Below are 16,730 nucleotides of genomic sequence, written 5' to 3'. Positions count from 1 at the left end.
TTGGTTAGGCAATCCTTACTGCACCTTCCATCCCCACCCTGAGGCGCCGCATCCGAGGCCCGTTCAGCCGCTCGCGCCCTTCCGCGCGACGCCGGCGCCGAGCGGGGATGCGGGCTCTTCGAGAGGAACCCATGTCTCGCGCGTCCCGCTTTCTGACCATCTCCGCCACGGCAGTCCTCGCCGTCGGCCTCAGCGCCTGCAGCTCCGGCGGCGCCACCACCGGCTCCTCGTCGGACGGCGGTGACTTCGAGACCATCACCATCAAGCACGCCCTCGGCACCACCACCATCGACGCCAAACCCGAGCGCGTCGCCACCGTCAACTGGGCCAACCAGGAAGTGCCGCTGGCGCTCGGCGTCGTGCCCGTCGGCATGGCCGCCGCCACGTTCGGCGACGACGACGACAACGGCATGCTGCCCTGGGTCGAGGACAAGCTGAAGGACCTCGACGCCGAGACCCCCGTGCTCTTCGACGAGACCGACGGCATCGACTTCGAAGCCGTCGCCGACACCAACCCCGACGTCATCCTCGCCGCCTACTCGGGCCTGACGCAGGAGGACTACGACACGCTCAGCGAGATCGCCCCCACCGTCGCCTACCCCGAGACCGCGTGGGGCACCCCGTGGCGCGAGATGATCGAGATCAACAGCGAGGCCATGGGCATGAAGGCCGAGGGCGAGGAGCTCGTGGGCAAGCTCGAGAAGGAGATCGCCGACACCGCGGCGAAGTTCCCGCAGCTCGACGGCACGACCGCCATGTTCCTCACGCACGTCGACAGCACCGACCTCAGCGAGGTCAGCTTCTACACGACGCACGACACGCGCGTCGCCTTCTTCGACGACCTGGGCCTCAGCCAGCCGAAGAGCATCGAGGATGCCTCGGCCACGACCGACCTCTTCTCGCTCACGCAGAGCGCCGAGCAGGCGGATGCCTTCAACGACGTCGACGTCATCGTGACCTACGGCGACGACACCCTCGTCGCGGCCCTCGAGGCCGACCCCGTGCTGTCGCAGATGCCCGCCGTCAAGAACAAGGCCATCGTCGCCCTGCCGAGCACGGGTCCGCTCGGCACCGCGGCCAACCCGACGCCGCTGTCCATCTCCTACGTCCTCGGCGAATACACCGAGCTGCTCGCGCAGGCCGCAGACAAGCAGTAGTGGTCCTGACGACGCCTGATCGCGCCGAGGATGCCGCCATCGTGCGGCGTCCTCGGCGTCTTCGTGGTGTCTGGCTGCTGGTCGCGCTCGGCGTGCTGGCCCTCGCCATGTTCGCGTCGCTCACGATCGGCTCGCGCGACGTGGACGTGTCGGATGTCCTCGCCGCCCTAGGTGGGGGCACCGACGGGTTCGCCGAGGCGTCGGTGGCCAAGCGCATCCCCCGCACACTGCTCGCGGTCGTCGCGGGTGCCGCCCTCGCCGTCTCGGGCGCCGTGATGCAGGGGGTGACACGCAACCCGCTCGCCGACCCCGGCATCCTGGGCGTCAACATGGGCGCCTCGCTCGCCGTCGTCATCGGCATTTCCTTCTTCGGCCTCACGGCTGCGAGCGGTTACATCTGGCTCGCCCTGGCCGGTGCCGCGATCGCTGCGGTCTTCGTCTATACGATCGGTTCGCTCGGACGCGACGGCGCAACCCCGCTCAAACTGGCCCTCGCGGGCGCGGCCACGTCGGCCGCCCTCGCCTCCTTCGTGAGCGCCATCGTCATCCCGCGCGGCGACGTCTCGGCCAGCATCCGTTCGTGGCAGATCGGCGGGGTCGGCGGCGGCACGTTCGCGAGCCTCGAACAGGTCGCGCCGTTCCTGCTCGTCGGTTTCGCCATCTGCATCCTGTCCGCGCGCGGCCTCAACTCTCTCGCCCTCGGGGACGATCTGGCCGCCGGTCTCGGCGAACGGGTCGCCCTGGCGCGCGGCTCGGCGGCCCTCGGCGCCGTCATCCTGTGCGGGGCCACGACGGCCATCACGGGTCCGATCGCGTTCGTGGGCCTCGTCGTTCCGCACGCCGTGCGCCTCATCGTGGGCGTCGACCATCGTTGGCTCATCCCCTTCTCGGCCGTCGCCGGCGCCATCCTGCTGACGGTCGCGGATGTCCTGGGCCGCATCATCGCGCGCCCCACCGAGATCGACGTGGGAATCTTGACCGCCCTCATCGGGGCGCCGTTCTTCATCTGGATCGTGCGCCGCCAGAAGATCAGGCAGCTATGACCTCCAGCGCCCTGCACCCCACCTCGCCGACCTCCGACCTGACCTCGGATGCCGCGGGCCGCCGTCTCGTCGACGAGGTCGCGCGCAATCGCATCCGCCGTGGCCGCCGCCGCCGCACCGTGATGATCGTGCTGGCCCTCGCCGTCGTGGCCGTCTTCGTTCTCAGCCTCATGGTCGGGCAGACCTTCTACACGCCGCTCGACGTGTGGCACGTGCTGATCGGCGAGCAGGTTCCGGGTGCCAGCTTCACGGTCGGCCGCCTGCGCCTGCCCCGAGCCACCCTCGCGATCGCGGCCGGGCTGTGCTTCGGCCTGGGCGGCGTCACGTTCCAGACCATGCTGCGCAACCCGTTGGCCAGCCCCGACATCATCGGCATCAGCGCGGGGGCGAGCGCCGCAGCGGCCTTCGCCATCGTCACGCTCTCGCTCGACGACGCCCAGGTCTCGGCCTTCGCCATCGTCGCCGGCCTGGCGGTCGCGCTCATCGTCTACGCGCTGTCGTATCGCGGGGGCGTGGCCGGAACGCGCCTCATCCTCATCGGCATCGGCGTGGCAGCCATGCTCGAGAGCCTCACGACATGGGTGCTGTCCGGCGCGGCGCAGTGGGACCTGCAGGAGGCGACGCGCTGGCTGACGGGCAGCCTCAACGGAGCGAGCTGGCCTCAGATCATCCCCGTCTTGATCGCTCTGGCCGTGCTCGGGCCCGTGCTGCTCGCCCGATCGCGCGACCTGTCGACCACCCAGCTCGGCGACGACACGGCCGCGGCCCTCGGAGTGCGCGTCAACCTGACGCGCCTGGTGGTCATCGTCACGGCGGTCGGACTCATCTCGTTCGCCACGGCCGCCGCAGGACCCATCGCCTTCGTGGCCTTCCTGTCGGGCCCCATCGCGGCCCGCCTCGTCGGGCCCGGCGGCTCCTTGCTCATTCCATCGGCGCTCGTCGGCGCGCTGCTCGTGCTGGTCGCCGACTTCGCCGGGCAGTATGCCTTCGGCTCGCGTTTCCCCGTCGGCGTCGTGACAGGCGTGCTCGGTGCGCCCTACCTGATCTGGCTCATCATCCGCTCGAACCGCTCCGGAGGCTCCCTGTGACCGAACAGCACACGCTCGTCGTCGAACGGCTCGTATTGGGCTACGGCGACCGCGTCGTGATCGACGGCCTCGACCTCGTCGTCCCGACCGGCCGCATCACCGCGATCGTCGGCGCCAACGCGTGCGGCAAGTCGACGCTGCTGCGCTCGATGTCGCGGCTGCTCACGCCCCGCGGCGGTTCGGTGCTGCTCGACGGCAAGCAGATCCACAAGATGCCCCCCAAGCAGCTGGCGCAGACGCTCGGCCTGTTGCCGCAGTCGCCCATCGCACCCGAGGGCATCACGGTGTCGGATCTCGTGGGCCGCGGGCGGCATCCGCACCAGGGCATCTTCTCGCGGTGGAGCACCGACGACGACGAAGCCGTTGCGGCGGCACTCGAGGCCACGGGCATCCTCGATCTCGCCGAGCGTTCGGTGGACGAGCTCTCGGGCGGCCAGCGCCAGCGGGTGTGGATCGCCATGGCCCTGGCGCAGCAGACCGACCTGCTGTTGCTCGACGAACCGACGACGTTTCTCGACGTGAATCACCAGGTCGAGGTGCTCGACCTCCTGACCGACCTCAATCGCGCGCGCGGCACGACCGTCGTGATGGTGCTGCACGACCTCAACCTCGCCGCGCGTTATGCCGACAACCTCGTGGCGATCGCGGATGGCGCGGTGCACGCCGCCGGTCCCGCCGCCGAGGTTCTCACCGAGGACTGCGTGCGCGCGGTCTTCGGCCTCGACAGCCGCGTGATCGTCGACCCCACGTCGGGGGCGCCGCTCATGCTGCCCATCGGCAAGCACCACGTGCAGGTCTGAGCACGCGCCCGCCTTCCCCGCATCGATAAAACGGAGTACACTCCCTTTTAGGATCGATCGGATCAGGGAGGTGTCGGATGTCGCCAGAACAAGGCCGACGCGAGCGCAACAAGCTCGACAAGCAAGAGCGCATCTTCGCGGCCGCCTCCGAGCTCTTCGGGGCCGACGGCTATGACGGCGTGACGACGCAGCGCATCGCCGAGCGCGCGGGCGTCACCAACGGCACCCTGTTCCGCTATGCCGCCAACAAGGCCGAGCTACTGCTCATGGTCATGAACAGCGAGTTCGCGGCGCGCATCTCCGAGGGGCGTGAGGCTGCGGCATCCGAATCGGCAGCCGAGCCCGCCGCCCGCGTGATGGCGCTGCTCGAGCCCATCGCCCGCGGCAGCCGCGATCCCCACGAGAGCACGAGCCACTACCAACGCGAGCTGCTCTTCGGCGAACCGACCGAGCGCTATCGGGCCGAGGGGCTCGCACTGACCGAGACGCTACAGCGGGAGATCTCGGATCTCCTCGGCGGGGAAACCGGCGACGACGCCACGCTCGCCGCCCGCGCCATCAGCAACGTCTTGCACCTCGAGATCGCGCGCGCCGCACTCGAGGGCTCTTCCGCCGACGACCTGAGCGCCACGATCGCGCGGCAGGTCGACCTGATCTCGAGCGGCTACCTCCGCTCCCGGCATCCACTCACCCCGGATGCATCCCTCACAGAATCACCCACGAAAGAGGACAACTCATGACGAAGCTTCAGCGCGTCACCGTGCTGGGAACCGGCGTTCTCGGCTCACAGATCATCTACCAGACGGCCTATCACGGCTTCGATGTCGTGGCCTATGACATCAGCGACGAGGTGCTCGAGGGCGCCCGCACCCGCACGGCCGGCCTCGCGCAGGTCTACACGCACGAGGTGAAGGGCGCCACCGAGGCCAGCACGACCGAGGCGCTCGGCCGCATCACCTACAGCTCCGACCTGGCGGCCGCCGTCGCCGATGCCGACCTCGTGATCGAGGCCGTGCCCGAGAGCCTCGACATCAAACGCGACACCTATCAGAAGCTGGCCGCCGCGGCCCCCGAGAAGACCATCTTCGCGACCAACTCGAGCACGCTGCTGCCGAGCGATCTGCGCGAGTTCACGGGCCGCCCCGAGAAGTTCCTGGCCCTGCACTTCGCCAACCACGTGTGGGCGCAGAACACGGCCGAGGTCATGGGCACCGACCAGACCGACCCCGCCGTCTTCCAGCAGGTCGTCGAGTTCGCCGGGCAGATCGGCATGGTCCCCATCGAGATCAAGAAGGAGAAGGCCGGATACGTGCTGAACTCGCTTCTGGTGCCGCTGCTCGACGCCGCCGCCGAGCTCTATGTCGACGGTATCGCCGACCCCGAGACGGTCGACAAGACCTGGCGCATCGGCACGGGTGCGCCGCTCGGACCGTTCCAGATCTACGACATCGTGGGCCTCACGACGGCCTACAACATCGCCTCGACACACGGCGGCAAGCAGGCCGAGTTCGCCCGCCTGCTGAAGGAGAACTTCATCGACCAGGGCAAGCTGGGCACCGCTACAGGTGAGGGTTTCTACAAGTACAACTGATTTCACGCAGCACATCGGATGCCGTCGCCCCACCTCGGGCGGCGGCATCCGTCGTTTCCTCCCGCCTCTCCGCCCCCATGACGGACACCGACACGGATACCGACACGCCGCGCGCCCGGCAGAAAACCGGGACCTCTTCGACACCCTGATTCCGCACGAAACCGCCGAATGCGAGGCATCCCCGTCGCCGCTTTGTATTAATACAGGGTGCAGATGCATAGGGCTTGCATACTGTGGCAGGACTCGCACGGCGTCCCGACCAACCGGCCCGACGGCCGGGCGGACGCCACAGGCCACCACGGAGGACGACATGAACACACCGCAACGAACACATCCACGGGCACACCGCCCACGACTCGCGCGGTTCGCCGCGCTCACGACCGCCGCCTGCCTCGCGTCGGTCTCGCTGATCGCGACAATGCCCGCCGCGCACGCCGCCGGCGAGGCCGCCACCACGCTGCCCGGCACGATTCTGCAGGGCGGAGTCACGAACAATCACACGACCACGGTCTTCGCATATGTGAAGGCCGGCGAGGCCTTCACCGCGACGTTCGGCGAATACCCCGGCATGGATTCGCGCATGACCGTCACCATTACCGATCCACATGGAAAAGTACGTCAGACGAGCGAACCCGGCGGCCCCGTCGCCATCGACACGCAGATCGTCTCCGACATCGATGGCGTGTGGTCTGTGACGATCACAGATCCCGCCGACATCGGCACCAACCGGCCCCAGTACCCCGGCGTGACGTGGAGCATCGCCGCCGAGAAGGACGGCGTCGCCATCCCCGGTCGCGTGTTCAGCGAATCGCTCGCCTTCAACACCCCCGCCGAGACCACGTTGAGCCTCTTCGCACTCACCAAGACGGGCGGGCTCTACCGCGAGACCCTGCGGGATTACAACGGCGTCGACTCGACCATCCAGGTCACCAACAAGGGCAATGTGCTCGCCGACGACCCGAGCTGCGACCCAGCTTACCTGTCGGTGCCGATGCCCCGGTCGTCCGAATCCGGCGGCTCGGGGGCGGCCTACGAGCAGCCCACCTCCTCCGCCACCTGCGCGGGCCTCGAACGCTACCGCCTGTTCCTCGACCAGCCGGCCGCCGATCTCCCCGCCTCGGTCGCCAACTGGGCCGACGGCCGCACGACCGAGACCTGGGTGGGAGCAACCTACACGGCACCGACGATCTCGGGCCTCGCCTTCGCGCGGTCGGGCACAGCCAGCAACGCGGGCACCCTGACGGGCACGCTCGGCACGCAGCCCGGCACCGTGAACCTCGAGATCGACGCCGACGGCGACGGGGTCTTCAACGGTCCCGCCGACGTCACGCAGACCCTGATCGTTCCTCAGACCGGTCCGTTCTCGTTCGAGTGGGACGGCAAGAACGCCCGCGGCGAACTGGTCGACACGGCGACCACGAGCGCCTTCCGCACGACGCTCGCCCAGACCAACGAGGCGCACTTCCTGCGCGTCGACACCGAAGTCTCGCGCGGAGGCGTCGAGCTGCTGCGGCTCACGGGCGGCAGCACCAACCCGAGCGTCGTCTACTTCGACGACTCGCGTTTCGCCGACACCTCGGCCGAGCGCTACTCAGGCACGTCGGTGCTCGCTTCCGGCCCCGACGGCATCGACAGCACGGGCGGCGTGCACCGCTGGACGGGCGACGACACATCGGCAAACCGTCCCCCCAACGCCAACACGGGCACCACGGGCAGCTGGGGCGACCAGCGCAGCATCGACGACTGGACCTTCGGGGCCGAGAGCGCCGTCGCATCCGTCGCCATCGACCCGCTGACGCCGCACCTCAGCATCGAGAAGCACGGTGCCGCGAGCACGTCACCGCTCCTCGCGGGGAGCACGATCGACTACACGGTCATCCTGACGAGCGACGGCACGGGCGACTTCACGACCACCAACCCCGCCGAAGCCGTCGACCACCTCGACCAGGGCGTGCTCGACCAGGCCACACTCGTCGAGGACAGTATCGCGACGACGACCGGCACGGCCACCATCGACGCTCAGGGGCGTCTCGTCTGGAACGCGGGCGCCCTGCCCGTCGGCGCCACCTCGACCCTCACGTTCAGCGTGACCGTGCTGCCGAACGACGACCCCGCTCGGGCCGACATCGTGAACACCGCCTGCATCGCTTCGGCTCCACACCGGCCGTCGACCTCTGAATACGGCACCGACGAGAACCCGTGCGCCACCGTTCCGTTCACCCCGCCCGTGCCGCCGACCCCGGCGACTCCGCCCGCGACACCGCCCACGGTTCCGCCGACCACGCCGCCGGCCACTCCCCCGGCGCCGCGCGTCACCCCGCCCGGTTTGGCCTCGACGGGTGCCGACAACCCGCTGGTGATGGCCGGCCTCGCCACCGGAACCGTGCTGTTGGGCGCCGCCATCGTCGGCCTCGTGGCACTGCGTCGACGTCGATCGGATGCCGCAGCTTCGGCGTCGGCGGCAGCATCGGGCTCAGGCATCCCCGGGTCTGACACGCCGTAGGCCCGGCACCGCGTAGGGGTTCTCCTCCGCAGCCACGGCAACCGCCGCGGCGACCGCTTGAGCAACTGCTTGAGCAACTGCTTGAGCAACTGCTTCGGCAACAAACGTGGGCTCGCGTCCGGAAACATCCGGCGCGGGCCCACGGTCGTTTCTCCCACCCGGCAGCTGGCAGCGCACCGCGGGGCGCACCGGGAACGACGCGGCACAGAAGAAACCGAGCGGGGAACGGCGCCGCGGTCATAAGGTCGTGGCAAGACATCCGAAGAAGGAGCGCCATGACCGAGAATTTCACGCCCGAGGAACGTGCCGCCATGAAGGAGCGCGCCGCCGAGGTGCGCAAACAGGCGAGAAAAGACGCCAAGGCCGACCCCGAGAAAGACCTGCTCGAGAAGATCGCCGAGATGGCCGACGACGACCGGGCCATCGCCGAGCGACTGCACGCGCTCGTCGCCGAACACGCCCCCGCCCTGACCCCCAAGACCTGGTACGGCATGCCGGGTTATGCGCTCGACGGCAAGGTCCTCGTCTTCTTCCAGGCGGCCTCGAAGTTCAAGGTGCGCTACGCGACCATCGGTTTCAACGACACGGCCGCGCTCGACGAGGGCACGCTGTGGCCGACGGCCTTCGCGGTGACGAAGCTGGGCCCCGACGAAGAGGCGTTCATCGGCGAACTGCTGCGCAAGGCGGTTCCGGCACCGTAGCGTGAGGGCATGACATCCTTGCCGCCGCCACCCGCCGCCGATCGACCCGCCGCCCTCGTCACGGGCGCCTCGCGTGGCATCGGTCGAGCGATCGCGATCGCCCTGGCCGCGCGCGGTGACCGCGTGGCCGTGCACTACGGTTCGAGCCGCGCCGACGGCGAAGAGACACTCGCACTCTTGGCCGGTAACGGCCACACGCTCGTCTCGGGCGACCTCGCCGACGCCCACCAGGTGCGCGCCCTGATGGATGCCGCGAGCGCCGACCTGGGCGACATCCACACGCTCGTGAACAACGCCGCCATCGGCCCCTCGGCAACCAACGGGCACCGCGTCGACGAGGTCCCCTACTCCGACTGGCAGCACGTCTGGACCGACATGATCGACGTCAACCTGCGCGGCGCCGCCAACCTCACCTACTGCTTCGCCAACCACCGCATCGGCGCGGGCGGCGGCGGCACGATCGTCAACATCGGCTCGCGCGGCGTCTTCGTGGGCGAACCCGACTATCCCGCCTACGCGGCCACGAAGGGAGCCCTGCACGCTTTCGCTCAGTCGATGGCGGTCGCCCTGGCCCCGCACGACATCGCCGTCTCCACGATCGCGCCCGGCTTCGTCTCCACCGACCGCCAATCCGAGAAACTCTCGGGCCCGGCGGGCGACACCATCCGCGCCCAGAGCCCCTTCGGCCGCGTCGCCGCGCCACACGAGATCGCCGCCGCCGTGCTCTACCTGTCGTCGCCCGACGCCACCTGGGCGTCCGGCACCATCCTCGACCTCAACGGCGCCTCGCACCTGCGCAGCTGACGGCCGGTCGATCGGAGCTCATCTCAGCACCGGGGCCGGCGCCGGGCACAAGCGGCGGGCTCGCCACGGCCGGTCCGCGACAAGCCCACCGTTGTGCGATCAGCGGTTCAGAGCCGCGTTGCGAGGGCGACGACAGGTCGCCAGCAAGCCGCCCAGCGCGAGGAGCAGCGCGCCGAGAGCGAGCCAGGTGCCGAGTTGCGCACCGGTGTCGGCGAGCCCCCCTGTGGGGCCGCGGGTAGGCAGTGCCGACGCTGGGTCATCGAGCGTGGGCTGGCCGACTCCCGGCGCGAGGGTGCCGGGCAGCTCGGCTCCCGGCTGAGGACCGGGCGTAGGCGTCGGATCGGGCGAGCCGGGCGTGGGCATGGGCTCCGGCGTCGGCGTCGGGTCCGGCGTCGGCGCGGGGTCGGGCGTCGGCGTGGGGTCGGGCGTTCCCGGGTTCCCGGGTTCGGGTTCCGGCTCGGGTTCCGGCTCCGGTTCGGGTTCGGGTTCGGGTTCGGGTTCCGGCGCGATCACGACCAGCCCATCGACTGCCGCGCGGAGCTGCGCGTGAGCAGAGATCGCGGACTCATATGGCGTGTTCTCCTCGGCGAGCACCGCACGAGCCGCCTCCAGAGCGGGCGCAATACGGGCGACGCTCTCGGGCGTGTAGAGCACAGCATCCACCACTTCGGCCGTCGCGATGAGCGCGGCGAGCTGCCGCAGCACCTTCCACTCGAGTTGACCGGCAGACAGCGTGAGACCGCGCAGGGCTTGAGCGACCTCCTGCGACGAAACCCCCTTCTTGGCGGCCGTCTGACGCGCCGCCTCGAGCGCCGTCGTGAAGGTGCGGAAGTCCACGTCGAGGTAGCGGTCGCCCTGCTGCTCGAGCGGCGCGTACCGCGCGATGGCGGCGGCGAGCGGGCCCACGTCGACGCCGTAACCGAAGTCGAGCCAGTCGATGTTGGCCACGTAGGGGTGGGCGGCATCGGCCTGGGTGCGCAGCACGAGGAACACCGTGTGTGCGCCCGAGATACTGGCAGGGAGGTCGATCGTCGTGGTGCCGACGGCGCTCCAGGCCGAGCCGGTGACGGGCAGCGGGATTGTCGCGTACGGCGAACCCTCACGCGTATCCAGGTACACCTCGATACGCGAGTCCTTCCCGCTGCGAGACGAGTTGTTCACGTAACGCACGGTCACCGACGTGGCCGGGTTGGCGCCCAGGTCGACACCGTCGTAGCGCAGCCAGTCCCCGTCGTGCGTGCCCTTGAGGTTGGTGTAGCGCACACCGTCGGACCCGGTGCTGTTCTCGACGCCCAGGTCGCCGCCGCTGTTGGCGGCGAAACTCTCGGCCTCGAGGCGGTAAGACGTGGTCGGGCCTGTCGCCTGTTGCGTGAATCGGAAGGAGTCCAGGTTGGCGATCCACGGGTAGGTGTCCGTAGTGGTGCCACGGAACACGAAGTAGACGCTGTTGGCGTCGGCGAAGGCATCCGCATCACCGATCACTGCCTGCGCCGTGGTGTACGCGTTCCAGTCGGCGCCCGATCGGGGCAAGGCGATAGTCGAGACGAGCGGGCCGTCGGGCGCGTTGACGCGCACTTCCACGGCCGAGTCGGCCGGGCTGCGGCCCGAGTTGGTGACATAGCGAATGTCGAGACCGGTGGGCAGTCCCTCGGCGAAGTCCATTCCCGTGAAACCGATCCACGAGCCCGAACGGACACCGCCCAGGTTGATGCTCTCGTTCTTCAGGTCTCCCCCCGACCATGTGTCGGATGCTTCGGCCTCCAGGGTGCGATAAGCGCCTTCGCCGAGCGTGAGACCGTCAAGAGCCGCGCTCACGGTACGGAACGACTGCTGCAACGCGGTGTCGGATGACTTCGCATCGGCGAGCAGGGCACGGGCGCGGTCGAGCGCCGAGCGGAACGTGCCGAAGCTCGCGGGTGAGTAGTTGCCCTGCACCACGAGGGAGGCCTCCTCGACGAGCTCGCCGAGCTTCACACGCCAGTCAGATCCGATCGCGACCGTGAAGGGCGACACCGGGCTGAGGCCGGCACCCGTCACGTGCTGGGCGCGCACGCCGCCCGCAAAGGCGGTATCGGCGAGCGCGAGGTGGAACGTGGACGGAGCGATGGTCGCGAGGGTGCCCGTGAGCGAGAGCGTCAGGGTCGAGGCGTCGGTGCGCTTGAGGCTCGCCGTGAGCCCCGCCGGCAGCCCGACGATGCTCGCACGGCCGGCGGCAAGCAGGTCCTCTCCCGTGGTTCCCGCGAGGCGCACACCCCCCGTCAGCGTGATGGTCGTCTGGGTCTTCACGGCGCCGGACTCGTCGGCGAGGATGCGCGTCGAGCTCGCTTTTGCGGCGTACCCCTCGAACTCGACCCTCAGGTCGAAGCTCTGAACGGCGCCGGGGATGGATGCGGCGAAGGCGCTCGGCGCGAGTGCGACGGTGATCGCGGCGAGGTCGGTCGAGGACAGGTGAGCCGCCGCGCGGCCGGTCAGCGAGAGCTCGACGGTGGTCGCCGAGCGCTTGATCGCGGAAAGCGTGAGGCCAGCCGGAATATCGGTGGCCGAAACGGCCCCCGCCGCCACGAGATCGCTGCCCTCGGCCCCGGCGAACGAGCCGGTCCCGAGGGTGAGCGTCACGGTGTTGCCGATGGAGCCGTCGTTGGCATCGGCCTCGACGAACGTGCTGGTCGAGCGCGACACGGGGTTCGTGCCGGCGCGATCGTAGACCGACGAGTCGACGTGATCGCTCATCGAGGAGGGCTGCGGTCCGTCGGCCGCCCAGTCGGAGGCCGAGTCGCCCATCGCGAACGTGACGTTGCCGCCCGCCTGGATCTCGTCGTAGGTCAACCAGGTGCGGTCGAGGCTGCCGCCGTTGAGGCTCGCCGATTGGATGTAGAAGTCGTCGGGCGAGACTCCGTCGGCCGTGATGCTGAAGGAACGACCGGCGGGCTGAGCGATGGTGACGTTATCGAAGAACGGGGAGCCGATCTGGTAGGAGTCCGAGCCGGCGGTGACGGGGAACAAGCCCATCGCGGCCGACACGAACGTGGCGCTCATCATGCCGGTGTCGTTGTCCATGGTGGGGAGGAAGCCATCCGAATCGAGCTCGAAGACCTTGTCTTTCACCGGCGGGCGGAATTCGCCTCCGCTCGACGGGACCTCGCCGGTGCTGCCCGTCGCGATGTAGCGGTTCCAGGTGTCCTTCGTGTAGATGTTGCGGGCCCAATACTGCGTGCGGCTCGGAGCGCCGACGTAGTTGAAGAGATAGGGCGCCTGCAGGTCGATCTCGTTGGCGTTCGAGTGCAGCATGCGGCTGCCGTCGTTCGGGGCTTGCTCACCGAAGAGGAAGCTGACGGCCGAGAGCGCGTTCTCCCGCCCACCCATCATTTCGATCATCCCGCCCATGTCGTTGGCGGCGTACCAGTTGTACTGCCACTGGGTGCCCTGGTAGAGGTTCGCGGCCTCGAAACGCTCGGGATCGACTCCCGTCCACCAGGCGCCGTTTGCATCCTTCGGGCTGATGAGACCCACCTGTTGGCCGGCGGCGTTGGTCCAAGCATCCTTCTTGAACAGGTTGGTGTAGTTGGTAGCGCGCTTCAGATAGAACGCCTCGTCGTCGTCATTGCCGAGCGCGTCCGCGATGATCGACATGGACCAGTCGTCGTAGGCCGTTCCTAGGGTGTCGTCCATATCGTCGGCGAGGTAGCCGCGGGCCGTGTTGGCCGCGTTGTACCCGCCACCGACGTGCTTCTTGAGGCCCTGGAACGCGAGGTCGAGCCCCTCGAGCTGCACGCCCTTGGAGATGGCGTCGGCGATGACCACCGAGGCGCGCTCAAAGCGCACGCTCGGCACCGACTGCTCGAGCGCGTTGAGCGATGTGGCATTCGTGTTGGCGTAGGAGGCGAAGAGGTCTACAAGCGATTGCGTGACATCCCGATAGATCTCGGGGAAGGCGATCGCCAGGATCGACTGCTTGCGGAAGTCATCCCACAGACCCCACGAGTCGTAGTGCGTGTAGCCGTCGGCCGTGTAGATGACGCCGTCGACACCGCGGTAGGTACCCGAGGTGCTCGTCGCGTTCGCGGGCGACCCGAACAGACGGTAGAGGTGGGTGTAGAACAGCTTCTTGAGCGTGCCGTCGGGGTCGCTCGTCGTCGTCGCGTCGACAGAAACCGTGCCGAGCAGCGCGTTCCACGCGGCCTTGGTTTCGGCACGCACGATGTCGAACGAGCGCGTGCCGATCTCTGCGGCCTGGTCGATCTTCGCCTGCTCGGCGCTGATGGGCGAGAGGGATGTCGTGAGCTGCACGTCGGTGCCCGCGGCGACGTCGAATTCGATCACGGCTCCGATGTCGGTGCCGCGGCGGTCGGTCGTGCCAGCCGTGAGCGACCCGTCGGAACCCCAGGTGCGCACGGATTTCACCGGCGACGTGGTCTCAGAGTAGTAATACAGCCGGTAGTTCGCGCCGTTGAACGTGCCGGCGACGAAACCCTGGAAGCTCGCGCGTCCATCGGGCAGCATCTCGGTGTCGAGGCTCGCATCGAGGCGGCCCGTGGAGTTGTTGCGCAGGTCGAGCACGAGCGAGGCGGTCCCGGCGTTCGGGAACGTGTAGCGCTGGAGCGAGCTGCGCACGTCGGCCGTGAGCTGCGCCTCGATGGGCGCGCTACCCGGCAGAGGGCTCACGCTGCCGTCGGTGCCGCGCGTGGTTTCGAGGGCCACGCGGTAGTAGCCGGGCTCGGCGTCCTCGTCGTCGTGAGAATAGGTCTTGGCGTAGGAATTCGTGTCGGGACGCTTCGTGTAGGACACGTAGGTGGGCACGACGAGCAGGTCGCCGCCCGCGCCCGAGCCGCCGACACCGTCGATGTTCGTCGATGTGAAGCCGGCGATCTGGTCCTCGGCGTAGTCATAACCGGAGTGCGAGCGACCGGGGGTTGTGAGGGGGTTGAGCTTCGCGAGCCCCGACGGTGCCAGCGCGCCGGGCATGTCCTGACCGAAGTCGTCCTCGGTCGAGACGAACGGGTCGACGAACCGCGTGTAATCCACACCCGGCTGGGGCGCAGCTCGCACGAGGCCGGTCTCGATGCCCGCGGGCGCGAGCGGGGCAGCAGATGCCGACTCCGTCGCTCCGAGGCCGGGAACGAGTCCCGTGGCCACGAGCGCCACGCCGGCGAAGCCGGCGAGAAGGGCCGAGAGGGGGGTGCGTGCGGTGCGAGCCGCGGAAGCCATACGAGCCACTGAATCCATCCTTTTTTGTGCTGTACCTTCATGGGCACAGCCGAAAAGAAACTTGCCAGTCGGAAATGACGCGGGTCCGACGCGTCGGTAAACGACCCCCCAACAGGTGTCGCTCGATCTGCGACTCAGTCGTGTTCGACGGGACGAATTTGGGGTGGCGGAAGGCGCTCTAGGGGGGCCACACTGAGACCACCGGCGGAAGGAGGAGGCATGGGCGACCTCGTTCTGTCGCTGCTTCCGCTCGCGCTCGGCATCGTCATGAGCCCGCTCGCCATCATGGCGCTCGTGGCCGTTCTGTTGTCCCGGCAAGCTCGCGTGACGGGGGTGTTCTTCGCGCTGGGCTGGGTGCTCGGCATCGCGATCGGAGTGGGTGCGAGCTATGCCGTTCTGGGGTTGTTCGACCTGCAGCCGCGCAGCACTCCGCCCGATTGGGTGTCCGCCGTGCGGCTCGTCTTCGCGCTCGTGCTGATACTGGGCGCCGTCTACATCTATCGAAAGGGTCACGCGCGCGCCGTCGCCATGGCCCACGCGCGCACGCCGACCGACGTGACCGAGGCGGCGCCACAGCTGCCCGGATGGCTGCGGTCCGTCGAGACCTTCACCCCGACCCGCAGCCTGCTCCTCGGCGTCGGCATCTTCGTGCTCAATCCCGTCGACCTGTCGTGCGCGATCATCGCCGCCCTCGATGTGCGCCTTGCGGGTTTCGGCGGCGCCGCCGATGCCGTCATCCTCGCCGCATTCGGCCTCGTCGGGGCCCTTCCGATCCTCATCCCTGTAATACTCGTCCTCATGCGCGGCGAGCAGGCGACACCGGTGCTGGCCAGCATTCGCACCTGGATCGCATCGCACACGAGCGTGCTCAACGCGGCCCTCGTCCTCGTGATCGCACTCCTCCAACTTCAGAAGGCGGTATCGGCATTCCTGGCATAGAAACAGCGACAACGCCCGACCTCGACCAGCTGCTCTCCCCGGCGACCATCAGTGGCTGGGACCTGGGTCTGGCGGCGGCCAGCATCCTCGTCGGCTGGATCCTGTCCATATACGCGCGCAAGGGCGTGCTCGCGGCATTGCGCCGGCTGCAGGGCATCAGCGAAGGGGCTGCGATCCTCACGGCGCGCATCGTGCGCTACGCCGTGCTGCTGCTCGGCATCGGCACGGCGTTCGCCTTTCTCGGCGCCTCCATCCAACCCCTGCTCGCCGTGGGGCTCGTCGTCGCAGCCGTCATCTTCCTCGCGTTGCGCGGCATCTCGGCCAACTTCGCGGCGGGCATCGTGCTGCAGACCCGACACCCGCTCAAGGTGGGCGACGAGATCGAGGCGGGCGACTACATCGGTCGCGTGCGCGAACTCAACGGGCGCAGCGTCGTGATCGTCACGCGCGACGGTCGCACCGTGCACGTGCCCAACTCGCTGCTGCTCGAAGAGCCGCTCGTGAACCACTCCGAGTGGGGCCGTCGTCGCTCCGAGGTGCAGGTGCGCTTTCGTTCGACGAAACCGCTCGCGGCGGTCACGGATGTCGCGCTCACCGCACTGGGCACGGTCGCCGGGCTGCGGCCCGAGCATCCGCCCGTCGTGATCGTGCGAGCCGTGGAGCCCGAACGGACCAGCGTCAGCGTCCAGTTCTGGCACGCGCCCGCCGACGACGTCGCGGCGACCAGCCGGGTCGTCGCGGCGCTCGGAACAGCACTGGCCGAGGCGGGCGTCGACGCCGTCGTGACCAGCGAGAGTCCCGTCGAACCGCTCACACCGCCGCCGCCCCTCTAGAGCCGGAACCCCGCACCGTCACCAGAACGTTGACCGCGACGACGATCGCGACACCCAGCCACTCGT

At 68.9% G+C, this 16,730-nt stretch carries 12 protein-coding genes; 11 read left to right on the top strand and 1 reads right to left on the bottom strand.

Annotated features, from left to right (window positions below):
• Positions 1-131 precede the first annotated feature (131 nt).
• The 9 genes from ACZ6IE_RS00240 to ACZ6IE_RS00200 all read left to right on the top strand — a co-directional run bounded on the left by ACZ6IE_RS00240 (position 132) and on the right by ACZ6IE_RS00200 (position 9,687).
• Positions 132-1,157: an iron-siderophore ABC transporter substrate-binding protein gene (locus ACZ6IE_RS00240; RefSeq protein WP_464606085.1), complete on the top strand. Its 1,026-nt coding sequence runs from the start codon at positions 132-134 to the stop codon at positions 1,155-1,157.
• Complete coding sequence (locus tag ACZ6IE_RS00235; protein ID WP_464606083.1) at positions 1,157-2,200, top strand: FecCD family ABC transporter permease; 1,044 nt, start codon at positions 1,157-1,159, stop codon at positions 2,198-2,200. The genes ACZ6IE_RS00240 and ACZ6IE_RS00235 overlap by 1 nt, the downstream gene beginning before the upstream one ends.
• Positions 2,197-3,288, top strand: coding sequence for a FecCD family ABC transporter permease (locus tag ACZ6IE_RS00230; protein ID WP_464606081.1), 1,092 nt, complete (start codon positions 2,197-2,199; stop codon positions 3,286-3,288). Before ACZ6IE_RS00235 ends, ACZ6IE_RS00230 begins: the two co-directional genes overlap by 4 nt.
• Positions 3,285-4,088: an ABC transporter ATP-binding protein gene (locus tag ACZ6IE_RS00225; protein WP_464606079.1), complete on the top strand. Its 804-nt coding sequence runs from the start codon at positions 3,285-3,287 to the stop codon at positions 4,086-4,088. The genes ACZ6IE_RS00230 and ACZ6IE_RS00225 overlap by 4 nt, the downstream gene beginning before the upstream one ends.
• Before the next feature lie 77 nt (positions 4,089-4,165).
• Entirely contained in the window at positions 4,166-4,828 is a 663-nt protein-coding gene (locus tag ACZ6IE_RS00220) for a TetR/AcrR family transcriptional regulator (protein WP_464606077.1), read from the top strand.
• Positions 4,825-5,679 (top strand): 3-hydroxyacyl-CoA dehydrogenase, encoded by an 855-nt coding sequence (locus ACZ6IE_RS00215; RefSeq protein ID WP_464606075.1) that lies wholly within the window; start codon positions 4,825-4,827, stop codon positions 5,677-5,679. Before ACZ6IE_RS00220 ends, ACZ6IE_RS00215 begins: the two co-directional genes overlap by 4 nt.
• A 310-nt stretch (positions 5,680-5,989) precedes the next feature.
• Positions 5,990-8,182: a DUF7927 domain-containing protein gene (locus ACZ6IE_RS00210; RefSeq protein ID WP_464606073.1), complete on the top strand. Its 2,193-nt coding sequence runs from the start codon at positions 5,990-5,992 to the stop codon at positions 8,180-8,182.
• A gap of 275 nt (positions 8,183-8,457) precedes the next feature.
• Positions 8,458-8,883 (top strand): iron chaperone, encoded by a 426-nt coding sequence (locus tag ACZ6IE_RS00205; RefSeq protein WP_464606071.1) that lies wholly within the window; start codon positions 8,458-8,460, stop codon positions 8,881-8,883.
• 9 nt (positions 8,884-8,892) lie between these two features.
• Positions 8,893-9,687: an SDR family NAD(P)-dependent oxidoreductase gene (locus ACZ6IE_RS00200; RefSeq protein ID WP_464606069.1), complete on the top strand. Its 795-nt coding sequence runs from the start codon at positions 8,893-8,895 to the stop codon at positions 9,685-9,687.
• 99 nt (positions 9,688-9,786) lie between these two features.
• Here the strand turns inward: ACZ6IE_RS00200 and ACZ6IE_RS00195 are convergent, their stop codons facing one another.
• Positions 9,787-14,892: a glycoside hydrolase domain-containing protein gene (locus ACZ6IE_RS00195; RefSeq protein WP_464606067.1), complete on the bottom strand. Its 5,106-nt coding sequence runs from the start codon at positions 14,890-14,892 to the stop codon at positions 9,787-9,789.
• Between the two features lie 219 nt (positions 14,893-15,111).
• Between ACZ6IE_RS00195 and ACZ6IE_RS00190 the strand changes: the two genes are divergently transcribed.
• Complete coding sequence (locus tag ACZ6IE_RS00190) at positions 15,112-15,831, top strand: GAP family protein (protein WP_464606065.1); 720 nt, start codon at positions 15,112-15,114, stop codon at positions 15,829-15,831.
• A gap of 125 nt (positions 15,832-15,956) precedes the next feature.
• Entirely contained in the window at positions 15,957-16,664 is a 708-nt protein-coding gene (locus ACZ6IE_RS00185; protein ID WP_464606063.1) for a mechanosensitive ion channel family protein, read from the top strand.
• The last annotated feature ends 66 nt before the right edge of the window (positions 16,665-16,730 follow it).

The organism is Okibacterium sp. AC114 (assembly GCF_979253355.1).
This window is presented reverse-complemented; position numbering and strand designations above follow the sequence as displayed.